At 60.9% G+C, this 18,490-nt stretch carries 20 protein-coding genes; 14 read left to right on the forward strand and 6 right to left on the reverse strand.

Annotated features, from left to right (window positions below):
* Positions 1-10: 10 nt before the first annotated feature.
* Complete coding sequence (locus tag PVZ80_RS25890) at positions 11-1,843, reverse strand: hypothetical protein (protein WP_273864754.1); 1,833 nt, start codon at positions 1,841-1,843, stop codon at positions 11-13.
* A 160-nt stretch (positions 1,844-2,003) separates the two neighbouring features.
* Here PVZ80_RS25890 and PVZ80_RS25895 point away from each other — a divergent pair, with 160 nt between their 5' ends.
* From PVZ80_RS25895 to PVZ80_RS25905, 3 genes are all read left to right on the forward strand, one after another.
* A complete protein-coding gene (locus PVZ80_RS25895) occupies positions 2,004-2,492 on the forward strand; it encodes a TIGR00645 family protein (RefSeq protein ID WP_007924753.1) in 489 nt (162 codons plus the stop codon).
* A 135-nt stretch (positions 2,493-2,627) separates the two neighbouring features.
* Entirely contained in the window at positions 2,628-2,930 is a 303-nt protein-coding gene (locus PVZ80_RS25900; protein ID WP_009050951.1) for a DUF6482 family protein, read from the forward strand.
* Between the two features lie 129 nt (positions 2,931-3,059).
* Positions 3,060-3,677 carry an FKBP-type peptidyl-prolyl cis-trans isomerase gene (locus PVZ80_RS25905; protein ID WP_007924751.1) on the forward strand — a complete coding sequence of 206 codons (618 nt, stop codon included), beginning with the start codon at positions 3,060-3,062 and terminating at the stop codon, positions 3,675-3,677.
* A 98-nt stretch (positions 3,678-3,775) separates the two neighbouring features.
* On the opposite strand, the gene PVZ80_RS25910 is transcribed toward PVZ80_RS25905, so the two are convergent.
* The 3 genes from PVZ80_RS25910 to PVZ80_RS25920 all read right to left on the reverse strand — a co-directional run bounded on the left by PVZ80_RS25910 (position 3,776) and on the right by PVZ80_RS25920 (position 5,712).
* On the reverse strand, positions 3,776-4,048 hold the full coding sequence (locus PVZ80_RS25910; RefSeq protein ID WP_009045712.1) for a PA4570 family protein: 273 nt from the start codon (positions 4,046-4,048) through the stop codon (positions 3,776-3,778).
* A gap of 207 nt (positions 4,049-4,255) precedes the next feature.
* A complete protein-coding gene (locus PVZ80_RS25915) occupies positions 4,256-4,597 on the reverse strand; it encodes a zinc ribbon domain-containing protein YjdM (protein ID WP_007924748.1) in 342 nt (113 codons plus the stop codon).
* A 146-nt stretch (positions 4,598-4,743) separates the two neighbouring features.
* The gene (locus PVZ80_RS25920) at positions 4,744-5,712 is read right to left on the reverse strand and encodes a polyprenyl synthetase family protein (protein ID WP_009045711.1); all 969 of its coding nucleotides are present in this window, start codon (positions 5,710-5,712) and stop codon (positions 4,744-4,746) included.
* Positions 5,713-5,953: 241 nt separating this feature from the next.
* On the opposite strand from PVZ80_RS25920, the gene rplU reads away from it, so the two are divergent.
* From rplU to PVZ80_RS25945, 5 genes are all read left to right on the forward strand, one after another.
* Positions 5,954-6,265, forward strand: a complete 312-nt coding sequence (gene rplU, locus PVZ80_RS25925; RefSeq protein WP_007924746.1) for a 50S ribosomal protein L21 — start codon at positions 5,954-5,956, stop codon at positions 6,263-6,265.
* Positions 6,266-6,300: 35 nt separating this feature from the next.
* Complete coding sequence (rpmA, locus tag PVZ80_RS25930; RefSeq protein WP_003228360.1) at positions 6,301-6,558, forward strand: 50S ribosomal protein L27; 258 nt, start codon at positions 6,301-6,303, stop codon at positions 6,556-6,558.
* 195 nt (positions 6,559-6,753) lie between these two features.
* Positions 6,754-7,977: an Obg family GTPase CgtA gene (gene cgtA, locus PVZ80_RS25935; protein ID WP_007924745.1), complete on the forward strand. Its 1,224-nt coding sequence runs from the start codon at positions 6,754-6,756 to the stop codon at positions 7,975-7,977.
* Between the two features lie 150 nt (positions 7,978-8,127).
* Complete coding sequence (proB, locus tag PVZ80_RS25940; RefSeq protein WP_110177006.1) at positions 8,128-9,246, forward strand: glutamate 5-kinase; 1,119 nt, start codon at positions 8,128-8,130, stop codon at positions 9,244-9,246.
* Between the two features lie 10 nt (positions 9,247-9,256).
* On the forward strand, positions 9,257-9,721 hold the full coding sequence (locus PVZ80_RS25945; RefSeq protein ID WP_009050950.1) for a CreA family protein: 465 nt from the start codon (positions 9,257-9,259) through the stop codon (positions 9,719-9,721).
* Between the two features lie 154 nt (positions 9,722-9,875).
* Here the strand turns inward: PVZ80_RS25945 and rpsT are convergent, their stop codons facing one another.
* Positions 9,876-10,154, reverse strand: coding sequence for a 30S ribosomal protein S20 (gene rpsT, locus PVZ80_RS25950; RefSeq protein WP_009050949.1), 279 nt, complete (start codon positions 10,152-10,154; stop codon positions 9,876-9,878).
* Between the two features lie 253 nt (positions 10,155-10,407).
* Between rpsT and murJ the strand changes: the two genes are divergently transcribed.
* From murJ to ispH, 6 genes are all read left to right on the forward strand, one after another.
* Entirely contained in the window at positions 10,408-11,946 is a 1,539-nt protein-coding gene (gene murJ / locus PVZ80_RS25955; RefSeq protein ID WP_009050948.1) for a murein biosynthesis integral membrane protein MurJ, read from the forward strand.
* Positions 11,947-12,075: 129 nt separating this feature from the next.
* Positions 12,076-13,020 (forward strand): bifunctional riboflavin kinase/FAD synthetase, encoded by a 945-nt coding sequence (gene ribF / locus PVZ80_RS25960; protein ID WP_016703694.1) that lies wholly within the window; start codon positions 12,076-12,078, stop codon positions 13,018-13,020.
* A gap of 13 nt (positions 13,021-13,033) precedes the next feature.
* Positions 13,034-15,865, forward strand: a complete 2,832-nt coding sequence (gene ileS / locus PVZ80_RS25965; RefSeq protein ID WP_273864755.1) for an isoleucine--tRNA ligase — start codon at positions 13,034-13,036, stop codon at positions 15,863-15,865.
* Complete coding sequence (gene lspA, locus PVZ80_RS25970) at positions 15,858-16,370, forward strand: signal peptidase II (protein WP_025807545.1); 513 nt, start codon at positions 15,858-15,860, stop codon at positions 16,368-16,370. The genes ileS and lspA overlap by 8 nt, the downstream gene beginning before the upstream one ends.
* Positions 16,371-16,377: 7 nt before the next feature.
* Positions 16,378-16,815 carry an FKBP-type peptidyl-prolyl cis-trans isomerase gene (fkpB, locus tag PVZ80_RS25975; protein WP_172833189.1) on the forward strand — a complete coding sequence of 146 codons (438 nt, stop codon included), beginning with the start codon at positions 16,378-16,380 and terminating at the stop codon, positions 16,813-16,815.
* 139 nt (positions 16,816-16,954) lie between these two features.
* Positions 16,955-17,902, forward strand: a complete 948-nt coding sequence (gene ispH / locus PVZ80_RS25980) for a 4-hydroxy-3-methylbut-2-enyl diphosphate reductase (RefSeq protein ID WP_009050944.1) — start codon at positions 16,955-16,957, stop codon at positions 17,900-17,902.
* On the opposite strand, the gene PVZ80_RS25985 is transcribed toward ispH, so the two are convergent.
* Entirely contained in the window at positions 17,903-18,427 is a 525-nt protein-coding gene (locus PVZ80_RS25985; RefSeq protein ID WP_038635228.1) for a GspH/FimT family pseudopilin, read from the reverse strand. It lies immediately after the preceding gene.
* Between the last annotated feature and the right edge of the window lie 63 nt (positions 18,428-18,490).

The following is an 18,490-nucleotide window of genomic DNA, read 5'->3' on the forward strand; positions in this document are numbered from 1 at the left end:
CCGCTGAGTCCTACTCGGCGGGTGGTGGATTCTCCAGCTTGTCGAGCTTGACCTCAAAGCCATATTCGACGGTATTGAGTTCGCTGCGCTGGTAGGTTTCCAGCTCGGTGGGCTGCCCATAGAAGTAATGCACGTCGAACGAGGCCGAACCTTTTGCTGGCGCCTCATGGCTGACCGCAAGAATCTCCTTCAGGTACTGACCGCTGCTGTCCTTGGCGTAGAAGCGCCAGGCCTCGGTCGGGAACAGGCGCTGGTCGACGATCAGCGCATTGCCTCGCAGTTCAAGCCCTTTGGGCAACTGGCTGACGGGCAGGGCCTTCTTCTCGATGCTGGCCAGAAACAGTGGGATCGCACCGACGGCGTAAGCCGGGGTTTCCGGGAACAGGGTCAGGTCGTAAGTGATCGAGCTACGCAGTGGATCGACCTCGACCGCCTCCGAGGGCAGTTCGATGGGCTCGCCGCGTTTGCCGTTTTCGTTCTGGGTGAAGAAGGTCACCGGGCTGTCGCTGGTAGAGAAGGAGGTGCCCAGCAATTCGTCATTGAAGGTTTTCGGGTGGTCGAACTCGATCCGCGCCGCGCTGGCGTCCTCGGTGGATTGGTGAATGACCACGCTTTTTTTCAGGGTGTCTTCGTCGAGGTTGGCGCCCTTGAGGTAGTTCGGTGCCTGGTCGTCATACACCACTACCGGCATGGGCAGGGGCTGGATCTTGCTGTCGGTGGTCAGAGGGTCGAAGCGCCGCACCGGCAGGTTGAACTCTTTGCGGGTGACGGTGGCTCCAGAGAAATCCAGCACGTTGACTTCGAGCTTGTCGATCAGGCCGTTGAAATACACCTTGGTGTAATGGCTGTGCTGCTCGCGCTCGAAGGTTTTGCGCTCCTCTTCAAGCTGCTGCTCGAACGCCTGGCTCCAGGCCTTCTGCTTCTGCATTTCGGCGAGCTGCTTGGCGTAGAAGGCGATCTGTTGGCTGTTCTCGTTGATCGAACCGGAGCGCGAAAGGATCTGGCCGGTGGTGTCGCGTGCCTGCACCAGCAACGGGTTGAGCGGCGTCTCGCTGAGCCCGGGCGGCAGTGGGGCGCTGTTGGTCAACTCGATTTCGGCGCTGTTCTTGTCCAGGGACAGCAGTTTCACGCTGACATTCTTGTCGCTGCGTTGCTTGCCGACATCGGCCTTGCCCAGTTCGAAGGTGAGCACCTGGTGTGGCGCGATCACTTCGGCCTTGCCTTGCAACGTCACGGGTTGGGGCTGGTTCTTGTTTTCGACTTCCACGCCTTCGATGAACGGGTAGGTCACCGTCAGGTCATCCGGATTGGTCAGGTTGGAACTGGAGGGGCTCAACTGGATGCCGGGATCGGTTTCCGACCATTCGGGCTGGAAGGCGATGACCTTGCCGTTGCTCAGGGTTACGGATTGCCATTCCAGGCCGTGGGGGAAGGGGAATTGCGCCGGCATGTTGAAGCTGAAGGGGAACACCGGCTGCAGATCGGTCAGGTAGTCGGAGTTGGAGGTCTTGCGCAGTACGAACAGGCCATTGAGGTAGGTGTCGACCAGGGCCTGCGGGCTGGGGTAGTGCTTGAGCAGGGCCAGGGCGTCATCGCCGTATTCGGTCTCGATGGGCTTGCTCTTGAGCCGCAGTTGCGCTCGCTCGAGCAGTAACAGCGAACCGCCCAGGTCAGCGATGGCGTCCTTGAGCTTGGGATCCTGGATGGCGTCCAGGGATTGTTCGAACTGTGCGGTTTTCTGTTCCAGGCTGACTTGCTGCTTCTCGTCGCTGGGCGAGCAGCCGCTGCTGAGCAGTACCGCGATACACAGGCCGGTACCCGCCAAAGGCAATCGCAAATCCATTCTCCAGGCTTCCTGTCCGATGTCATTGAGCTGTTCAAGTGCTTGCGACACTAGCAGAAAAACGCTTTGGCAGACGCGCAGGCAATGGATTTCGTTGCGGTTTATGGGCTTTTGGCTGGCTGATATACTCGCCGCCGTTTTCAGACCTGTGTGAGATTCAATGGAACGTTTTATCGAGAATGCAATGTACGCCTCGCGCTGGCTGCTGGCGCCGATCTACTTTGGCCTGTCATTGGGGCTGCTCGCCCTGGCTTTGAAGTTCTTCCAGGAAGTCTTTCACGTCATCCCCAACGTGTTCTCCATGGCCGAGTCGGATCTGATCCTGGTGCTGCTGTCGTTGATCGACATGGCACTGGTCGGCGGCCTGCTGGTGATGGTGATGATCTCCGGCTACGAAAACTTCGTGTCTCAGCTGGACATCGACGAGGACAAGGAAAAGCTCAACTGGTTGGGCAAGATGGACTCCTCCTCGCTGAAGATGAAGGTGGCCGCGTCCATCGTGGCGATCTCCTCGATCCATCTGCTGCGGGTATTCATGGACGCGAAGAACATCGAGCCGCAGTACCTGATGTGGTACGTGATCATCCACATGACCTTCGTGATTTCGGCTTTCGCCATGGGCTATCTGGACAAGCTGACCAAGCACTGATCGCCTGACCACCGCTGTAGCCGCGCCGCCCGGCCGTTGTGAAACGGACGGGCGGCGTCGTTTGTGGCTTGTGCTTTTACCGGCCGAGGCATATCCCTGTAAGGGTCACGGGCTTGAACTGCGCGAGGTGCACCCATGAACCTGCACGAGTTGAATGCTTATGCCGTCGCCGGAAAAATCGACGAGCTGAACCTGATCTCCCTCGAAGGCGGTATCTATCTGCTCGAGGCGCGGATGCACGGGACGGCCTATCCGTTGAGCGACGCCCACGGGCAGATGTTGCATCTGCGTTCGGTGGAACATGCCAGGGAAGTGCTGCATGCCTTTCCCAAGCTGCCCTTCAACCTGATCCACGCTTCAGTGCATGATGAGATGTGCGGCCTCTCGGCCAATACCGATGACAGCCTGCGGGTGCCCCTCGCCGTCCGCTCGGCCTGACAGGCGGGGACGCACGTTCATCACCGTGGCATCTGTGCTAGTCTGCTCGCCCTTTTGGTTCCGGGCGTCCCGGGATGCGCTGTGTACGCACGGCGGATTTCCGAGCCGTCCGCACAGCGGAGCAGTGTCATGTCCGAAGTAAATCTGTCCACCGACGAAACCCGCGTCAGCTACGGTATCGGCCGTCAGCTGGGCGACCAGCTGCGTGACAACCCGCCACCGGGCGTGAGCCTGGACGCCATCCTGGCGGGCCTGACCGACGCGTTCGCCGGCAAGCCTAGCCGTGTAGGCCAGGAAGAAATGTCCGCCAGCTTCAAGGTGATCCGCGAAATCATGCAGGCCGAAGCCGCTGCCAAGGCTGAAGCCGCTGCTGGCGCGGGCCTGGCTTTCCTGGCTGAAAACGCCAAGCGCGAAGGCATCACCACTCTGGCCTCCGGCCTGCAGTTCGAAGTGCTGACCCAGGGCGAAGGCGCCAAGCCATCCCGTGAAGACAGCGTGCGTACCCACTACCACGGCACCCTGATCGACGGCACTGTGTTCGACAGCTCCTACGAGCGCGGCCAGCCTGCGGAATTCCCGGTCGGCGGCGTGATCGCTGGCTGGACCGAGGCGCTGCAACTGATGAATGCCGGTAGCAAATGGCGTCTGTACGTGCCGAGCGAGCTGGCTTACGGCGCGCAAGGCGTTGGCAGCATCCCGCCGCACAGCGTTCTGGTGTTTGACGTCGAGCTGCTCGACGTTCTGTAAGCCTCAGTTGCCGGGCTGAGCGTGCTCGCGATCCATACGCCGTGTGTGCGGTGTACGGATCGCGCGCAGGTTCGCCTTGGCAGAGGGTTTAGGTGGGGTCATAGACGTATTTTTGCGCTCAGGCCTTGCCCTTCGGCTGTTCCGGCAGGGCGCAAGGCCCGTGCATAGCAGAACAGAAACAGGTTGCGCACCAGCTCCTTGAGCACCACCGGCTCGCTGGAACTCAGGCCATTGAGATCCAGGTCGCCCTGGTCCTGCAGCTCGTTCAAGGCTTCTTCTTCCAGTACCGCACAGACTTCCCCGGTTTCCCGATGCAGGATTCGCAGGTAAGGGTGTGGGCGGTCCAGCCATGCGTCGATCAAATAAGTCATGAGTCTTATCTCCTTGATGGGTTTCAATGAGAATAATTCTTATTCAATGAATAGCAAGTACCTATTGGCGGTTTCTGCTTTTTTCTGTGTGGAAATTGTTGTGAGTCAAAAGGGCTGGCCTTTTGATAGGTGGCGGGAGAGGCGGGGAATCAGGCGGGAGCGGGGAGGGCTTCACCCCGTGGCTGGCACGGGGCGATAGCCGGAATATCAGACCTTGCGGACGAACTCGGACTTGAGCTTCATCGGGCCGATACCGTCGATCTTGCAGTCGATGTCGTGGTCGCCATCGCACAGGCGGATGTTCTTGACTTTGGTACCGACCTTGACCACCAGCGAGGTGCCCTTGACCTTGAGGTCCTTGATCACGGTGATGGTGTCGCCGTCTTGCAGGACATTGCCGACCGAGTCTTTTTTCACGGTTTCATCGGATGCGGCCTCGGCTTCGCCGTTGGCGGACCATTCGTGGGCGCATTCCGGGCAGACCAACTGGGCGCCGTCTTCATAGGTGTATTCGGAATTGCATTTTGGGCAGGGTGGCAACGTGCTCACTAAGACTCCTCGGATTCAGGAAGGCTAAAAAAGCGCACATTATATAGGGTTTTGCTCGGGGAAGGGGTATCGCGGGGGATTGGGCGAGAAAGCATCGCGAGCCAGCCCGCTCCTGCGCAGGGCTGGAGCGGGCTGGCGATCGAATCTTAGTGGGTGCGGGCTACAGCGAATTCGCTCAGTTCCACCAGCGCGTCGCGGTATTCGCTCGGCGGCAGGGCTTCCAGGCAGGCGATGGCGCGAGCGACATAGTCGCGGGCCAGTTGCGCGGTGTAGTCCAGGGAGCCGGAGGCTTCCACGGCCGCGCGGATGCTTTCCAGGTCTTCGATACCGCCTTTCTGGATCGCCTGGCGCACCAGGGCCGCCTGTTCCGGCGTGCCTTCGCGCATGGTGTAGATCAGTGGCAGGGTCGGCTTGCCTTCGGCCAGGTCGTCGCCGACGTTCTTGCCCAGGGTTTCCGCATCGCCGCGGTAGTCGAGCAGGTCGTCCACCAGTTGGAAGGCCACGCCCAGGTGATCGCCGAAGGTGCGCAGGGCTTCGCTCTGCTCTTCGGTGGCGCCGGCCAGGGCGGCGGCGCTGTGGGTCGAGGCTTCGAAGAGCATCGCGGTCTTGCCGCGGATGACTTCCATGTAGGTTTCTTCGGTGGTGCTGGCGTCACGGACTTTCGACAGCTGCAGCACTTCGCCTTCGGCGATGATGCGGGTGGCTTGCGAAAGGATCTTCATCACTGGCATCGAGCCCAGCTCGACCATCATCTCGAAGGAGCGCGAGTACAGGAAGTCGCCCACCAGCACGCTCGGGGCATTGCCCCACATGGCGTTGGCGGTCGAGCGGCCACGGCGCATGCCGGACATGTCGACCACGTCGTCATGCAGCAGGGTGGCGGTGTGCAGGAATTCGATGGTGGCGGCCAGCAGGCGCAGGTCGTCGCCTTCGCGACCCAGGGCCTTGCCACACAGCAGCACCAATAAAGGACGCAGGCGTTTACCCCCGGCCGAGGTAATGTAGTCGCCGATTTTCGATACCAGCGGCACTCGGGAGGTCAGCTGCTTCTTGATGATGCCGTCGACGGCGCTAAAATCGTCCGCCACCGCGCGGTAGAAAGCTTGGGGTTGCATCAGCGACAGGTGCTCCAGAAGGGTTGCGCGGCATGCTAGGACCCACGTCCGGGGCTGTCAAGGCGCGATGGACGGCCCCTTGCATCGCCAAGACAGCTTGCGTACAATCGCGCACCCTGAACTTCCTGGGCAGCACCTGCCTTACGCAATTGCACTTGGGCCGTTCCAGCCCCATGCAGCCATGCCAGCCAATACCTCTTCTTATAAAGAGCTGGGTGAGCAGGATTATCGGAGAAATACCATGTACGCAGTAATCGTTACCGGCGGTAAGCAATACAAGGTCGCTGAAGGTGAATACCTGAAGATCGAAAAACTGGAAATCGCCACTGGCGAATCCGTGACTTTTGACCGCGTTCTGTTGGTTGCCAATGGCGACGACGTGAACATCGGCGCACCTGTTGTTGCTGGCGCAACCGTCAAGGCTGAAGTGATCTCCCAAGGTCGTCACGATAAAGTCCGCATCATCAAGTTCCGTCGCCGTAAGCACCACATGAAGCGTATGGGCCACCGCCAGTGGTTCACCGAGATCAAAATCACCGGTATTCAGGCTTAATTTCAGCCTAATTCCTCACTAGGAGAATTGAACTCATGGCACACAAAAAAGCTGGTGGTAGTACCCGTAACGGTCGCGACTCAGAAGCCAAACGCCTTGGCGTGAAGATGTATGGCGGCCAGGTCATCAAGGCCGGCAACATCATCGTGCGTCAGCGCGGCACCCAATTCCACGCTGGCTACGGCGTTGGCATGGGTAAAGATCACACCCTCTTCGCGAAAATCGAAGGCGTGATCAAGTTTGAAGTAAAAGGCGCCTTCGGTCGTCGTTACGTGAGCGTTGTCGCGGCTTAATTGCGCGATCGCTGGAAAAGCCCTGTCTTGCGACGGGGCTTTTTCGTTTGTGGGGTGAGTCTCTTGCAAAACTGTTTGTATGGGCTGCCAGCGCTGGATGTTACGGCCGTTGATCGGGGTCGCTGCGCTCATTTTTGCAAGAGTCTTATGTCTTAGTGTTTTTCGGCTCGCCCGTGCGGCGAGAGGCGTTTTGTTATGAAGTTCGTTGATGAAGTTTCGATCCGAGTAAAAGCTGGCGACGGCGGCAATGGCTGCATGAGTTTCCGTCGGGAAAAGTTCATCGAAAACGGTGGTCCGAACGGTGGTGATGGTGGTGATGGCGGCTCGATCTACATGATCGCCGACGAAAACCTCAACACCCTGGTGGACTACCGCTACACCCGCCATTTCGACGCCGAGCGTGGCTCCAATGGCGGCAGTACCGATTGCACCGGCAAGAAAGGTGAGGATCTCGAGCTGCGCGTACCGGTCGGCACCACGGTGATCGACGCCGGTACCCAGGAAGTGATCGGTGACCTGACCAAGGCTGGTCAGCGTTTGCTGGTGGTGCAGGGCGGTTGGCACGGTCTGGGTAACACCCGTTTCAAATCCAGTACCAACCGCGCGCCGCGCCAGACCACTCCGGGCAAGCCGGGTGAGCAGCGTGATCTCAAGCTGGAGCTGAAAGTGCTGGCGGACGTCGGTCTGCTGGGCTTGCCGAATGCGGGTAAGAGCACCTTCATTCGCTCGGTGTCCGCGGCCAAGCCGAAAGTGGCCGACTATCCGTTCACGACCCTGGTGCCGAACCTGGGCGTGGTCAGTGTCGACCGCTGGAAGAGCTTCGTGATCGCCGACATCCCGGGCCTGATCGAGGGCGCTTCAGATGGTGCGGGCCTGGGTATCCGTTTCCTTAAGCACCTGGCGCGTACCCGTCTGCTGCTGCACCTCGTGGACATGGCGCCACTGGATGAAAGCAGCCCGGCCGATGCTGCGGAAGTGATCGTCAACGAGCTGACCAAGTTCAGTCCGTCCCTGGCTGAGCGTGATCGCTGGCTGGTGCTGAACAAATGCGACCAGATCCTCGAGGAAGAGCATGAGGCGCGGGTCAAGGAGATCGTCGATCGCCTGGAGTGGACCGGTCCGGTGTACGTGATCTCGGCCATTTCCAAGGACGGTACCGAGCGCCTGAGCCGCGACATCATGCGTTATCTGGAAGATCGTGCCGATCGTCTGGCGGCCGACCCGGCTTATGCCGACGAGTTGGCTGAGCTCGATCAGCGCATCGAAGACGAGGCGCGTGCCCAGCTGCAGGCTCTGGACGACCAGCGTGCCCTGCGCCGCAGCGGCGTGAAGAGCGTGCATGACATCGGCGACGATGACTGGGACGAGGAAGATGTGGATGACGAAGATGGTCCGGAAATCATTTACGTCCGCGACTGATTCGTTGCAGTAAACTACAAGCGCCGCTCACTGAGCGGCGTTTTAGTATCCAGGAAACGTAGTATCAAGAAGCTTAGTATCAAGAAACGTAGCCACGAATAACTTATGGGCGCGCTCGGTCGCGTGGCTCTCAAGCTAAGGTTGAAGAAGATGCGGAGTAAGGTGACAGGTGCGCAGCGCTGGGTCGTGAAGATCGGCAGTGCACTGCTGACGGCGGACGGCAAAGGGCTGGATCGCGCGGCAATGGGCGTTTGGGTCGAGCAGATGGTGGCCTTGCATGAGGCTGGCGTCGAGCTGGTATTGGTTTCCTCCGGTGCGGTCGCGGCCGGCATGAGTCGCCTGGGCTGGACCGCACGACCGAGTGCGATGCATGAGCTGCAGGCGGCCGCGGCCATCGGCCAGATGGGGCTGGTGCAGGCCTGGGAATCGAGCTTTGCCGAGCACGGCCTGCACACTGCGCAGATCCTGCTGACCCATGACGACCTGTCCGACCGCAAGCGTTACCTGAACGCCCGCAGCACCTTGCGTGCGCTGGTCGAACTCAAGGTGATTCCGGTCATCAATGAAAACGACACCGTGGTTACCGATGAGATCCGCTTCGGTGACAACGACACCCTGGCGGCCCTGGTGGCCAACCTGGTCGAGGCCGATCTGCTGGTGATCCTCACTGACCGCGACGGCATGTTCGATGCGGACCCGCGTAACAACCCCGATGCCCAACTGATTTACGAGGCGCGCGCCGACGACCCGGCGCTGGATACGGTGGCGGGCGGTACCGGTGGTGCGCTCGGGCGTGGTGGCATGCAGACCAAGCTGCGCGCGGCGCGCCTGGCGGCCCGTTCCGGGGCGCACACCATCATTGTCGGTGGGCGCCTGGAGCGGGTGCTGGATCGCCTCAAGGCGGGCGAGCGCCTGGGTACCTTGCTGTCGCCTGAGCGCGGCATGCTGGCGGCGCGCAAGCAATGGCTGGCTGGGCACCTGCAAACCCGTGGCACCCTGGTGCTGGATGATGGTGCGGTGTCGGCCCTGTCCCAAGGCAACAAGAGCTTGCTGCCGGTGGGGGTCAAGCTGGTTCAGGGCAGCTTCCGCCGTGGCGAGATGGTGGTGTGCGTGGCGCCGGACGGGCGTGAAATCGCCCGTGGCCTGGCCAACTACAGCGCCCTGGAGGCGCAAAAAATCATCGGTCAGTCTTCTGATGCGATTGTCGGTTTGCTGGGGTACATGGCCGAGCCCGAGTTGGTTCACCGTGACAACCTGATTCTGGTCTAAGGAAAAACCAATGCGCGTAGCAAGAGGATTGTTGGGGTTGCTGCTGGCGATGCCGCTGCTGGCCTCCGCTGAAGAGATCGGCCAGGTGTCGACGGTGTTCAAGTTTGTCGGGCCCAACGATCGCATTGTGGTCGAGGCCTTTGATGATCCGAAGGTGGAGGGCGTGACCTGCTACCTGTCGCGCGCCAAGACCGGTGGCGTGAAGGGTGGGCTGGGGTTGGCGGAGGATCGTGCCGAGGCCTCCATCGCTTGTCGGCAGGTCGGCCCAATCAGCTTCAAGGGTGAGCTCAAGGATGGCGAGGAGGTGTTCAAGGAGCGCACTTCGCTGGTGTTCAAGACCATGCAGGTGGTGCGTTTCCTCGACAAGAAGCGCAATACCCTGGTGTACCTGGTCTATAGCGATCGGTTGATCGAGGGTAGTCCGCAGAATGCGGTGACGGCGATTCCGATCCTGCCTTGGGCGCAGAACCCGTAAAGGCCTTCAGGGCTTGCTCCTGCAGGTTGTGTCATTCCTGCAGGGGCGGCCGGTCGGCGCTCGATTGCTGGTGATAGCGGTTCAGTACTCAAAGCAGCAAATCGCAGGTAATAAAAAACCGACCCTGGGGTCGGTTTTTTAACAAGCGTGTCGCTTAGGCTGCAGCAGCAAGCTTCAGAGCCTTGATGTGGCCATTCAGGCGGCCTTTATGGCGAGCAGCTTTGTTCTTGTGGATGATGCCTTTATCGGCCATGCGGTCGATAACTGGCACGGCCAGAACATAAGCAGCTTGCGCTTTTTCAGCGTCTTTTGCGTCGATGGCTTTAACTACATTCTTGATGTAGGTACGAACCATGGAACGCAGGCTGGCGTTGTGGCTGCGACGCTTCTCAGCCTGTTTTGCACGTTTTTTGGCGGAAGGTGAGTTGGCCACCGTCGAGCTCCTCGAAAGACTTTTTGGGAAATAGCAAACAAAATAGGCCGCGAATCATGCCGATGAGTTGAAGGCTTGTCAAGGGCAGCTGATGCGTTCCGCTGAGTGGTTGGATCTGAAGAGGCGGGATATTTATTTCCGGCGCTTGACCTGTAAACTCGCGAGCTTTGGCTCTGTGCTGTTGCGGCGCGGAGTATCGCACAAGTGGGCGCATTGTTCGCCTGCTGTTTATCTACAGGCAAAAAACCTTTCCATGAACCTGCTCAAGTCGTTGGCCGCTGTCAGCTCTATCACCATGCTTTCCCGGGTTCTGGGGTTCGTGCGCGATACCATCATTGCGCGTACGTTCGGCGCCGGAATGGCGACGGACGCCTTCTTCATCGCCTTCAAGCTGCCCAACCTGCTGCGCCGCATCTTCGCCGAGGGCGCCTTTTCACAGGCCTTCGTGCCGATCCTGGCGGAATACAAAAGCCAGCAGGGAGAGGAAGCGACCCGTACCTTTATTGCCTATGTGTCCGGCCTGCTGACCCTGGTGCTGGCGCTGGTGACGGCGCTGGGGATCATCGCCGCGCCCTGGGTGATCTGGGCGACGGCGCCAGGTTTTGTCGACACTCCGGAAAAATTCACGCTGACCACCGATCTGTTGCGCGTGACCTTTCCTTATATATTGCTGATCTCGTTGTCCTCCCTGGCGGGGGCGATCCTCAATACCTGGAACCGCTTTTCGGTCCCGGCGTTCGTGCCGACGTTGCTGAACGTCGCCATGATCGTGTTCTCGGTATTCCTGACACCTTATTTCGATCCGCCGGTCATGGCACTGGGCTGGGCGGTGCTGGCGGGTGGCCTGGCGCAGTTGCTGTATCAGCTGCCGCATCTTAAGAAGATCGGCATGCTCGTGCTGCCGCGCCTGAACCTGCGCGACACCGGGGTCTGGCGGGTGCTGAAGCAGATGCTGCCGGCCATTCTCGGGGTCTCGGTAAGCCAGATTTCGCTGATCATCAACACCATCTTCGCCTCGTTCCTGGTGGCCGGCTCGGTGTCCTGGATGTATTACGCCGATCGCCTGATGGAGCTGCCTTCGGGGGTTCTGGGGGTAGCGCTGGGCACGATCCTGCTGCCGACACTGGCCAAGACTTACGCCAACAAGGACCGGCATGAATATTCGCGGATTCTCGATTGGGGCCTGCGCCTGTGCTTCATGCTGGTGCTGCCTTGCGCGTTGGCGCTGGGGATTCTGGCCGAGCCACTGACGGTATCGCTGTTCCAGTACGGCCAGTTCAGCGCCTTCGATGCGTCGATGACCCAGCGGGCGTTGGTCGCGTATTCGGTCGGCTTGCTCGCGATCATTGTGATCAAGGTGCTGGCACCGGGCTTCTACGCCCAGCAGAACATTCGTACCCCGGTAAAAATCGCGATTTTCACGCTGATTGTCACGCAACTGCTGAACCTGGCGTTCATCGGTCCGCTGAAGCATGCGGGCCTGGCGCTGGCGATCAGCGCCGGGGCCTGTATCAACGCCGGTCTGCTGTTCTATCAACTGCGCAAACAGCAGATGTTCCTGCCGCAGCCAGGGTGGGGCAAGTTTGCCCTCAAACTGGTCGTTGCGGTGAGCGTGATGTCGGCGGTGTTGTTGGGGCTGATGCAGTTCATGCCGGCCTGGGATCAGGGGCATATGCTTGCGCGTTTCCTGCGTCTGGGCGTGCTGGTGGTGGCCGGCGTAGTGGCCTATTTCGGCATGCTGGCCTTGTTCGGTTTCCGCCTGCGCGACTTCAATCGCAAGGCGTTGCACTGAGGTCCGGGGGCGCTTGAACGCCAGCGAGGCAGTGGTTTTGTCGGTTCGATCACTTTGGCGCGTGCTGTTGCCTGTCACCGGCCGTCGGGTGTGGTTATAATCGACCACTTTATGAGCAAGAAGCGCGTTATGCAGCTGGTCCGAGGCCTCCACAATCTGCGCCCCCAGCATCGGGGCTGTGTCGCCACTATTGGCAACTTCGACGGTGTTCACCGTGGCCACCAGGCTATCCTGGGCCGGCTGCGTGAGCGTGCGCTTGAGTTGGGCGTGCCCAGCTGCGTGGTGATATTCGAGCCGCAGCCGCGCGAATTCTTCGCTCCGGATACCGCTCCTGCCCGTCTGGCACGCTTGCGCGACAAGCTGCAGCTGCTGGCCGAGGAGGGCGTCGACCGGGTCTTGTGCCTGGCGTTCAACCAGCGCTTGAGCAAGCTCAGCGCCAGCGAGTTCGTCGAGACCATCCTGGTCGATGGCCTGGGTGTGCAGCATCTGGAAGTCGGCGACGATTTTCGTTTTGGTTGCGACCGGGTCGGTGACTTCGACTTCCTGCAAAAGGCCGGTATCACCCACGGTTTTACCGTCGAGGCCGCGCAGACTGTCGAGCTGGATGGCCTGCGCGTCAGCAGCACCCAGGTCCGCAATGCCCTGGCGGCTGCCGATTTCGTATTGGCCGAGCGTCTGCTCGGTCGCCCGTTCCGCATCGCCGGGCGGGTCCTGCACGGACAGAAGCTGGCGCGCCAATTAGGTACGCCAACCATCAATGTGCAGCTCAAGCGCCGCCGTGTACCGCTGTCCGGGGTGTACCTGGTCAATGTCGACATCGACGGCAAGACCTGGCCGGGCGTCGCCAACATTGGCGTGCGGCCGACGGTGGCAGGTGATGGCAAGGCCCACCTGGAAGTCCATCTTTTAGATTTTGCCGGCGATCTGTATGACCGGCGTTTGACGGTGGTTTTCCACCACAAGCTGCGTGAAGAGCAGCGTTTCGCCTCTCTGGAGGCGCTGAAGACGGCGATCAACGCGGATGTCGCCGCCGCCCGTGCCGAAGTTGCACGTACCCATAGCGCCAATCGCTAATGAAGAGCCTTAAATGACCGACTATAAAGCCACGCTAAACCTTCCGGACACCGCCTTCCCAATGAAGGCCGGCCTGCCTCAGCGCGAACCGCAGATTCTGCAGCGCTGGGACAGCATTGGCCTGTACGGTAAGTTGCGCGAAATTGGCAAGGATCGTCCGAAGTTCGTTCTTCACGACGGTCCGCCCTACGCCAACGGCTCGATTCACATCGGTCATGCGGTCAACAAGATTCTCAAGGACATGATCATCCGCTCGAAGACCCTGGCGGGCTTCGACGCGCCTTATGTTCCGGGCTGGGACTGCCATGGCCTGCCGATCGAGCACAAGGTCGAGGTGACCCACGGCAAGAACCTGTCCTCGGACAAGACCCGTGAGCTGTGCCGCGCCTACGCCACCGAGCAGATCGAAGGCCAGAAGGCCGAGTTCATCCGCCTGGGTGTGCTGGGCGACTGGGCCAACCCGTACAAGACCATGGATTTTGCCAACGAAGCCGGGGAAATCCGTGCCCTGGCGGAAATGGTCAAGGGCGGTTTCGTGTTCAAGGGCCTCAAGCCGGTGAACTGGTGTTTCGACTGCGGCTCGGCCCTGGCTGAAGCGGAAGTCGAGTACCAGGACAAGAAGTCCTCGACCATCGACGTGGCCTTCCCGATCGCCGATGCAGACAAGCTGGCCGCCGCTTTCGGCCTGGCCAAGCTGAGCAAGCCGGCTTCGATCGTGATCTGGACCACCACTCCGTGGACCATCCCGGCCAACCAGGCGCTGAACGTTCACCCTGAGTTCAACTACGCCCTGGTCGATGCTGGCGACAAGCTGCTGGTCCTGGCCGAAGAGCTGGTGGAGTCCTGCCTGGCCCGCTACAACCTGGAGGGCTCGGTGATCGCCACCGCCCCGGGTTCGGCGCTGGAGCTGATCAACTTCCGTCACCCGTTCTACGATCGCCTGTCGCCGGTGTACCTGGCTGACTACGTCGAGCTGGGCGCCGGTACCGGCGTGGTTCACTCGTCGCCAGCCTACGGCGAAGACGACTTCGTGACCTGCAAGCGTTACGGCATGGTCAACGACGACATCCTCAACCCCGTGCAGAGCAACGGCGTGTACGCCAGCTCGCTGGAGTTCTTCGGCGGCCAGTTCATCTGGAAGGCCAACCCGGCCATCGTCGACAAGCTGACCGAAGTCGGTGCGCTGCTGCACACCGAAACCATCAGCCACAGCTACATGCATTGCTGGCGCCACAAGACCCCGCTGATCTACCGCGCCACCGCGCAGTGGTTCGTCGGCATGGACAAGCAGCCAACCAGCGGCAACACCCTGCGCCAGCGCGCGTTGCAGGCCATCGAAGAGACTCAGTTCGTTCCGGCCTGGGGCCAGGCGCGCCTGCATTCGATGATCGCCAACCGTCCGGACTGGTGCATCTCCCGTCAGCGCAACTGGGGCGTGCCGATCCCGTTCTTCCTGCACAAGGAAAGCGGCGAGCTGCACCCACGTACTGTCGAACTGATGGAAGAAGTGGCCAAACGTGTCGAGCACGAAGGCATCGAAGCCTGGTTCAAGATGGACGCGGCCGAGTTGCTGGGCGATGAAGCCTCGCAATACGACAAGATCAGCGACACCCTGGACGTCTGGTTCGACTCCGGTACCACGCACTGGCACGTACTGCGCGGCTCGCACCCGATGGGCCACGCCAGCGGCCCGCGTGCCGACCTGTACCTGGAAGGTTCCGACCAGCACCGCGGCTGGTTCCACTCGTCCCTGCTGACCGGCTGCGCGATCGATGGCAATGCGCCGTATCGCGAACTGCTGACCCACGGTTTCACCGTCGACGAGAACGGTCGCAAGATGTCCAAGTCCCTGGGCAACGTCATCGCGCCGCAGAAGGTCAACGACACCCTGGGCGCCGACATCATGCGCCTGTGGGTCTCGGCCACCGACTACTCCGGTGAAATGGCGGTTTCCGACCAGATCCTGCAGCGCAGCGCCGACGCCTACCGGCGTATCCGCAACACCGCGCGCTTCCTGCTTTCCAACCTGAGCGGCTTCAACCCGGCCACCGATATCCTGCCGGCCGAAGAAATGCTCGCCCTGGACCGTTGGGCCGTGGACCGTACCCTGCTGCTGCAGCGCGAGCTGGAACTGCATTACGGCGAATACCGCTTCTGGAACGTCTACTCCAAGGTCCACAACTTCTGCGTGCAGGAGCTGGGCGGTTTCTACCTGGACATCATCAAGGACCGCCAGTACACCACCGGCGCCAACAGCAAGGCCCGTGGTTCGTGCCAGACCGCGTTGTTCCACATCTCCGAAGCGCTGGTGCGCTGGATCGCACCGATCCTCGCCTTCACCGCCGACGAGCTGTGGCAGTACCTGCCGGGCGAGCGCAACGAATCGGTGATGCTCAACACCTGGTACCAGGGCCTCAGCGAGCTGCCGGAAGGCTTCGAGCTGGACCGTGCCTACTGGGAGCGGATCATGGCGGTCAAGGTCGCGGTCAACAAGGAAATGGAGATCCAGCGCGCGGCCAAGGCCGTCGGTGGCAACCTGCAAGCCGAAGTGACCCTGTATGCCGAAGAGGCGCTGAGCGCCGACCTGGCCAAGCTGAGCAACGAGCTGCGTTTCGTGCTGATCACCTCCACTGCCAGCGTCGCGCCTTTCGCGCAGGCACCGGCGGATGCGGTGGAAACCGAAGTCGCCGGCCTCAAGCTGAAAGTGGTCAAGTCGGGCTTCGCCAAGTGCGCCCGTTGCTGGCACTGCCGTGAAGATGTCGGCGTGCACCCTGAGCACCCGGAAATCTGCGGTCGCTGCGTCGACAACATCAGCGGCGAAGGCGAGGTTCGTCACTATGCCTAATGCCGCGGGCCGTTTCGGCCGTCTGGGCTGGCTGTGGTTGAGCGTGCTGGTGCTGGTCATCGACCAGGCCAGCAAGCTGCACTTCGAAAGCTCGCTGTCGATGTACCAGCAGATCGTGGTGATCCCGGATTACTTCAGCTGGACCCTGGCCTACAACACCGGCGCGGCGTTCAGCTTCCTGGCGGACAGCTCGGGCTGGCAGCGCTGGTTGTTCGCCCTGATTGCGGTGGTGGTCAGCGCGGTGCTGGTGGTCTGGCTCAAGCGCCTGGGGCGCAACGAAACCTGGCTGGCGGTCGCCCTGGCCCTGGTGCTGGGTGGCGCGCTGGGCAACCTGTACGACCGCATCGCCCTGGGCCATGTGATCGATTTCATCCTGGTGCATTGGCAGAACCGCTGGTATTTCCCGGCGTTCAACTTCGCCGACAGCGCCATCAGCGTGGGTGCGGTGATGCTTGCGCTGGATATGTTCAAAAGCAAGAAAACCGGAGAAGCCGTTCATGACTGAACAGGTATTGGCTGAACAACGCATCGGCCAGAACACGGAAGTCACTTTGCATTTCGCATTGCGCCTGGAGAATGGCGACACGGTGGACAGCACCTTCGACAAGGCCCCGGCGACCTTCAAGGTCGGTGACGGCAACCTGTTGCCAGGTTTTGAAGCGGCCCTGTTCGGTTTCAAGGCGGGCGACAAGCGTAACCTGACCATCGAACCGGAAAACGCCTTTGGCCAGCCGAACCCGCAAAATGTACAGATCATCCCGCGTTCGCAGTTCCAGGATATGGAGCTGTCCGAAGGCCTGCTGGTGATCTTCAACGATGCGGCCAATACCGAGCTGCCAGGTGTGGTCAAAGCCTTTGACGATGCCCAGGTGACGGTTGACTTCAACCATCCGTTGGCCGGTAAAACCTTGACCTTTGATGTCGAAATCATCGACGTTAAAGCGCTGTAACTAACGAACCCGGCCTGCTGTAGGAGCGAGCGTGCTCGCGAAGTTCTTCAACGATAACGCTGGCATTCTGAATGACCGCGGTGTCTTTGAGTTCTTCGCGAGCAAGCTCGCTCCTACAGCGCAAGACACGAGGCACAGCATGCAAATCAAACTCGCCAACCCCCGTGGCTTCTGCGCTGGCGTGGACCGCGCGATCGAAATCGTCAATCGCGCCCTGGAGGTCTTCGGACCGCCGATCTACGTGCGTCATGAAGTGGTGCACAACAAATTTGTCGTCGAAGACCTGCGCGCGCGCGGAGCGATCTTTGTCGAGGAGCTGGACCAGGTGCCGGATGACGTCATCGTGATCTTCAGCGCCCACGGCGTTTCCCAGGCCGTGCGCAGCGAAGCGGCGGGCCGTGGCCTGAAAGTCTTCGATGCGACCTGCCCGCTGGTGACCAAGGTGCATATCGAAGTGGCGCGCTACAGCCGCGACGGTCGCGAATGCATCCTGATCGGCCATGCCGGCCACCCGGAAGTCGAAGGCACCATGGGCCAGTACGATGCCAGCAATGGCGGCGCGATCTACCTGGTGGAAGATGAGAACGACGTCGCCAACCTGCAGGTGCGCAATCCTGAAAAGCTGGCGTTCGTGACCCAGACCACCTTGTCGATGGACGACACCAGCCGGGTCATCGATGCCCTGCGCCAGCGTTTCCCGGCCATTGGCGGGCCACGCAAGGACGATATCTGCTACGCCACGCAGAACCGTCAGGACGCGGTCAAGCAACTGGCCGACGAGTGCGATGTGGTACTGGTGGTGGGCAGCCCGAACAGCTCCAACTCCAACCGCCTGCGTGAACTGGCCGAGCGCATGGCCACCCCGGCATACCTGATCGACGGTGCCGAGGATATGCAGCGCAGTTGGTTCGACGGCGTCGAGCGCATCGGCATCACCGCCGGGGCTTCGGCTCCCGAGGTGCTGGTGCGGGGCGTGATCGAGCAATTGCACGCCTGGGGCGCCACCGGCGCCGACGAACTGGCCGGCCGCGAAGAAAACATCACCTTCTCCATGCCCAAAGAGCTGCGCGTTCGTTCGCTGCTCTGATCAGCCCTGGCTGTCGCATAACGCCTGCGCGGCCTTGTCGCTGCGCAGGCTGACCCGCCCGCTGCGGGAAAGCACCACCTGATGCTGGCTCGTTCCCGGATCGGCCCCGCAGATGTGCAGCGTCCCGGCCTGAAAGGCCCCGCTGGGCAGCAGCGGATCGCCCAGGCCACTGAAACGCACGAAATGCTGCACCGGGCGATTGCCGACAATCGCCACCCGGGCGTCTCCCCGGCGTTCGAGCAGCACCGGGTTATCGCCGTCCTGCGAGCCCTCGCCACTGATATCCAGAATGATCCGCCAACCCTGGCTCCAGTCGTCGTTCAACCCGTGAATGACGATTCGCTGCTGGCGCAGGATGGCTTCGGTGCGCGCATTGCGGATGCCGCTGGCAAGCATCTGTGCGGCATCCAGCCGGCGAGTCGACTGGAACAATTCCCCGAATGAGGTGGTGGCAAACAGCATCAGCAGGCTGGTAAGTGCCAGCCCCACGATTATTTCGATCAGGCCGAAACCCTTCTGCGGCATGGTTCTCCCTCCATGGAGTGCGACAGGCCCGGACAATCCTTGTCTGGCCATTGAGCAAAACCG

It is taken from the genome of Pseudomonas sp. B3G-3, from assembly GCF_028640915.1.
GTDB lineage: Bacteria > Pseudomonadota > Gammaproteobacteria > Pseudomonadales > Pseudomonadaceae > Aquipseudomonas > Aquipseudomonas chlororaphis_I.

Coding starts and splice junctions, on each gene's coding strand:
- PVZ80_RS25890 (WP_273864754.1), bottom strand. CDS start 1,843: ATGGATTTGCGATTGCCTTTGGCGGGTACCGGCCTGTGTATCGCGGTA.
- PVZ80_RS25895 (WP_007924753.1), top strand. CDS start 2,004: ATGGAACGTTTTATCGAGAATGCAATGTACGCCTCGCGCTGGCTGCTG.
- PVZ80_RS25900 (WP_009050951.1), top strand. CDS start 2,628: ATGAACCTGCACGAGTTGAATGCTTATGCCGTCGCCGGAAAAATCGAC.
- PVZ80_RS25905 (WP_007924751.1), top strand. CDS start 3,060: ATGTCCGAAGTAAATCTGTCCACCGACGAAACCCGCGTCAGCTACGGT.
- PVZ80_RS25910 (WP_009045712.1), bottom strand. CDS start 4,048: ATGACTTATTTGATCGACGCATGGCTGGACCGCCCACACCCTTACCTG.
- PVZ80_RS25920 (WP_009045711.1), bottom strand. CDS start 5,712: ATGCAACCCCAAGCTTTCTACCGCGCGGTGGCGGACGATTTTAGCGCC.
- rplU (WP_007924746.1), top strand. CDS start 5,954: ATGTACGCAGTAATCGTTACCGGCGGTAAGCAATACAAGGTCGCTGAA.
- rpmA (WP_003228360.1), top strand. CDS start 6,301: ATGGCACACAAAAAAGCTGGTGGTAGTACCCGTAACGGTCGCGACTCA.
- cgtA (WP_007924745.1), top strand. CDS start 6,754: ATGAAGTTCGTTGATGAAGTTTCGATCCGAGTAAAAGCTGGCGACGGC.
- proB (WP_110177006.1), top strand. CDS start 8,128: ATGCGGAGTAAGGTGACAGGTGCGCAGCGCTGGGTCGTGAAGATCGGC.
- PVZ80_RS25945 (WP_009050950.1), top strand. CDS start 9,257: ATGCGCGTAGCAAGAGGATTGTTGGGGTTGCTGCTGGCGATGCCGCTG.
- murJ (WP_009050948.1), top strand. CDS start 10,408: ATGAACCTGCTCAAGTCGTTGGCCGCTGTCAGCTCTATCACCATGCTT.
- ribF (WP_016703694.1), top strand. CDS start 12,076: ATGCAGCTGGTCCGAGGCCTCCACAATCTGCGCCCCCAGCATCGGGGC.
- ileS (WP_273864755.1), top strand. CDS start 13,034: ATGACCGACTATAAAGCCACGCTAAACCTTCCGGACACCGCCTTCCCA.
- lspA (WP_025807545.1), top strand. CDS start 15,858: ATGCCTAATGCCGCGGGCCGTTTCGGCCGTCTGGGCTGGCTGTGGTTG.
- ispH (WP_009050944.1), top strand. CDS start 16,955: ATGCAAATCAAACTCGCCAACCCCCGTGGCTTCTGCGCTGGCGTGGAC.
- PVZ80_RS25985 (WP_038635228.1), bottom strand. CDS start 18,427: ATGCCGCAGAAGGGTTTCGGCCTGATCGAAATAATCGTGGGGCTGGCA.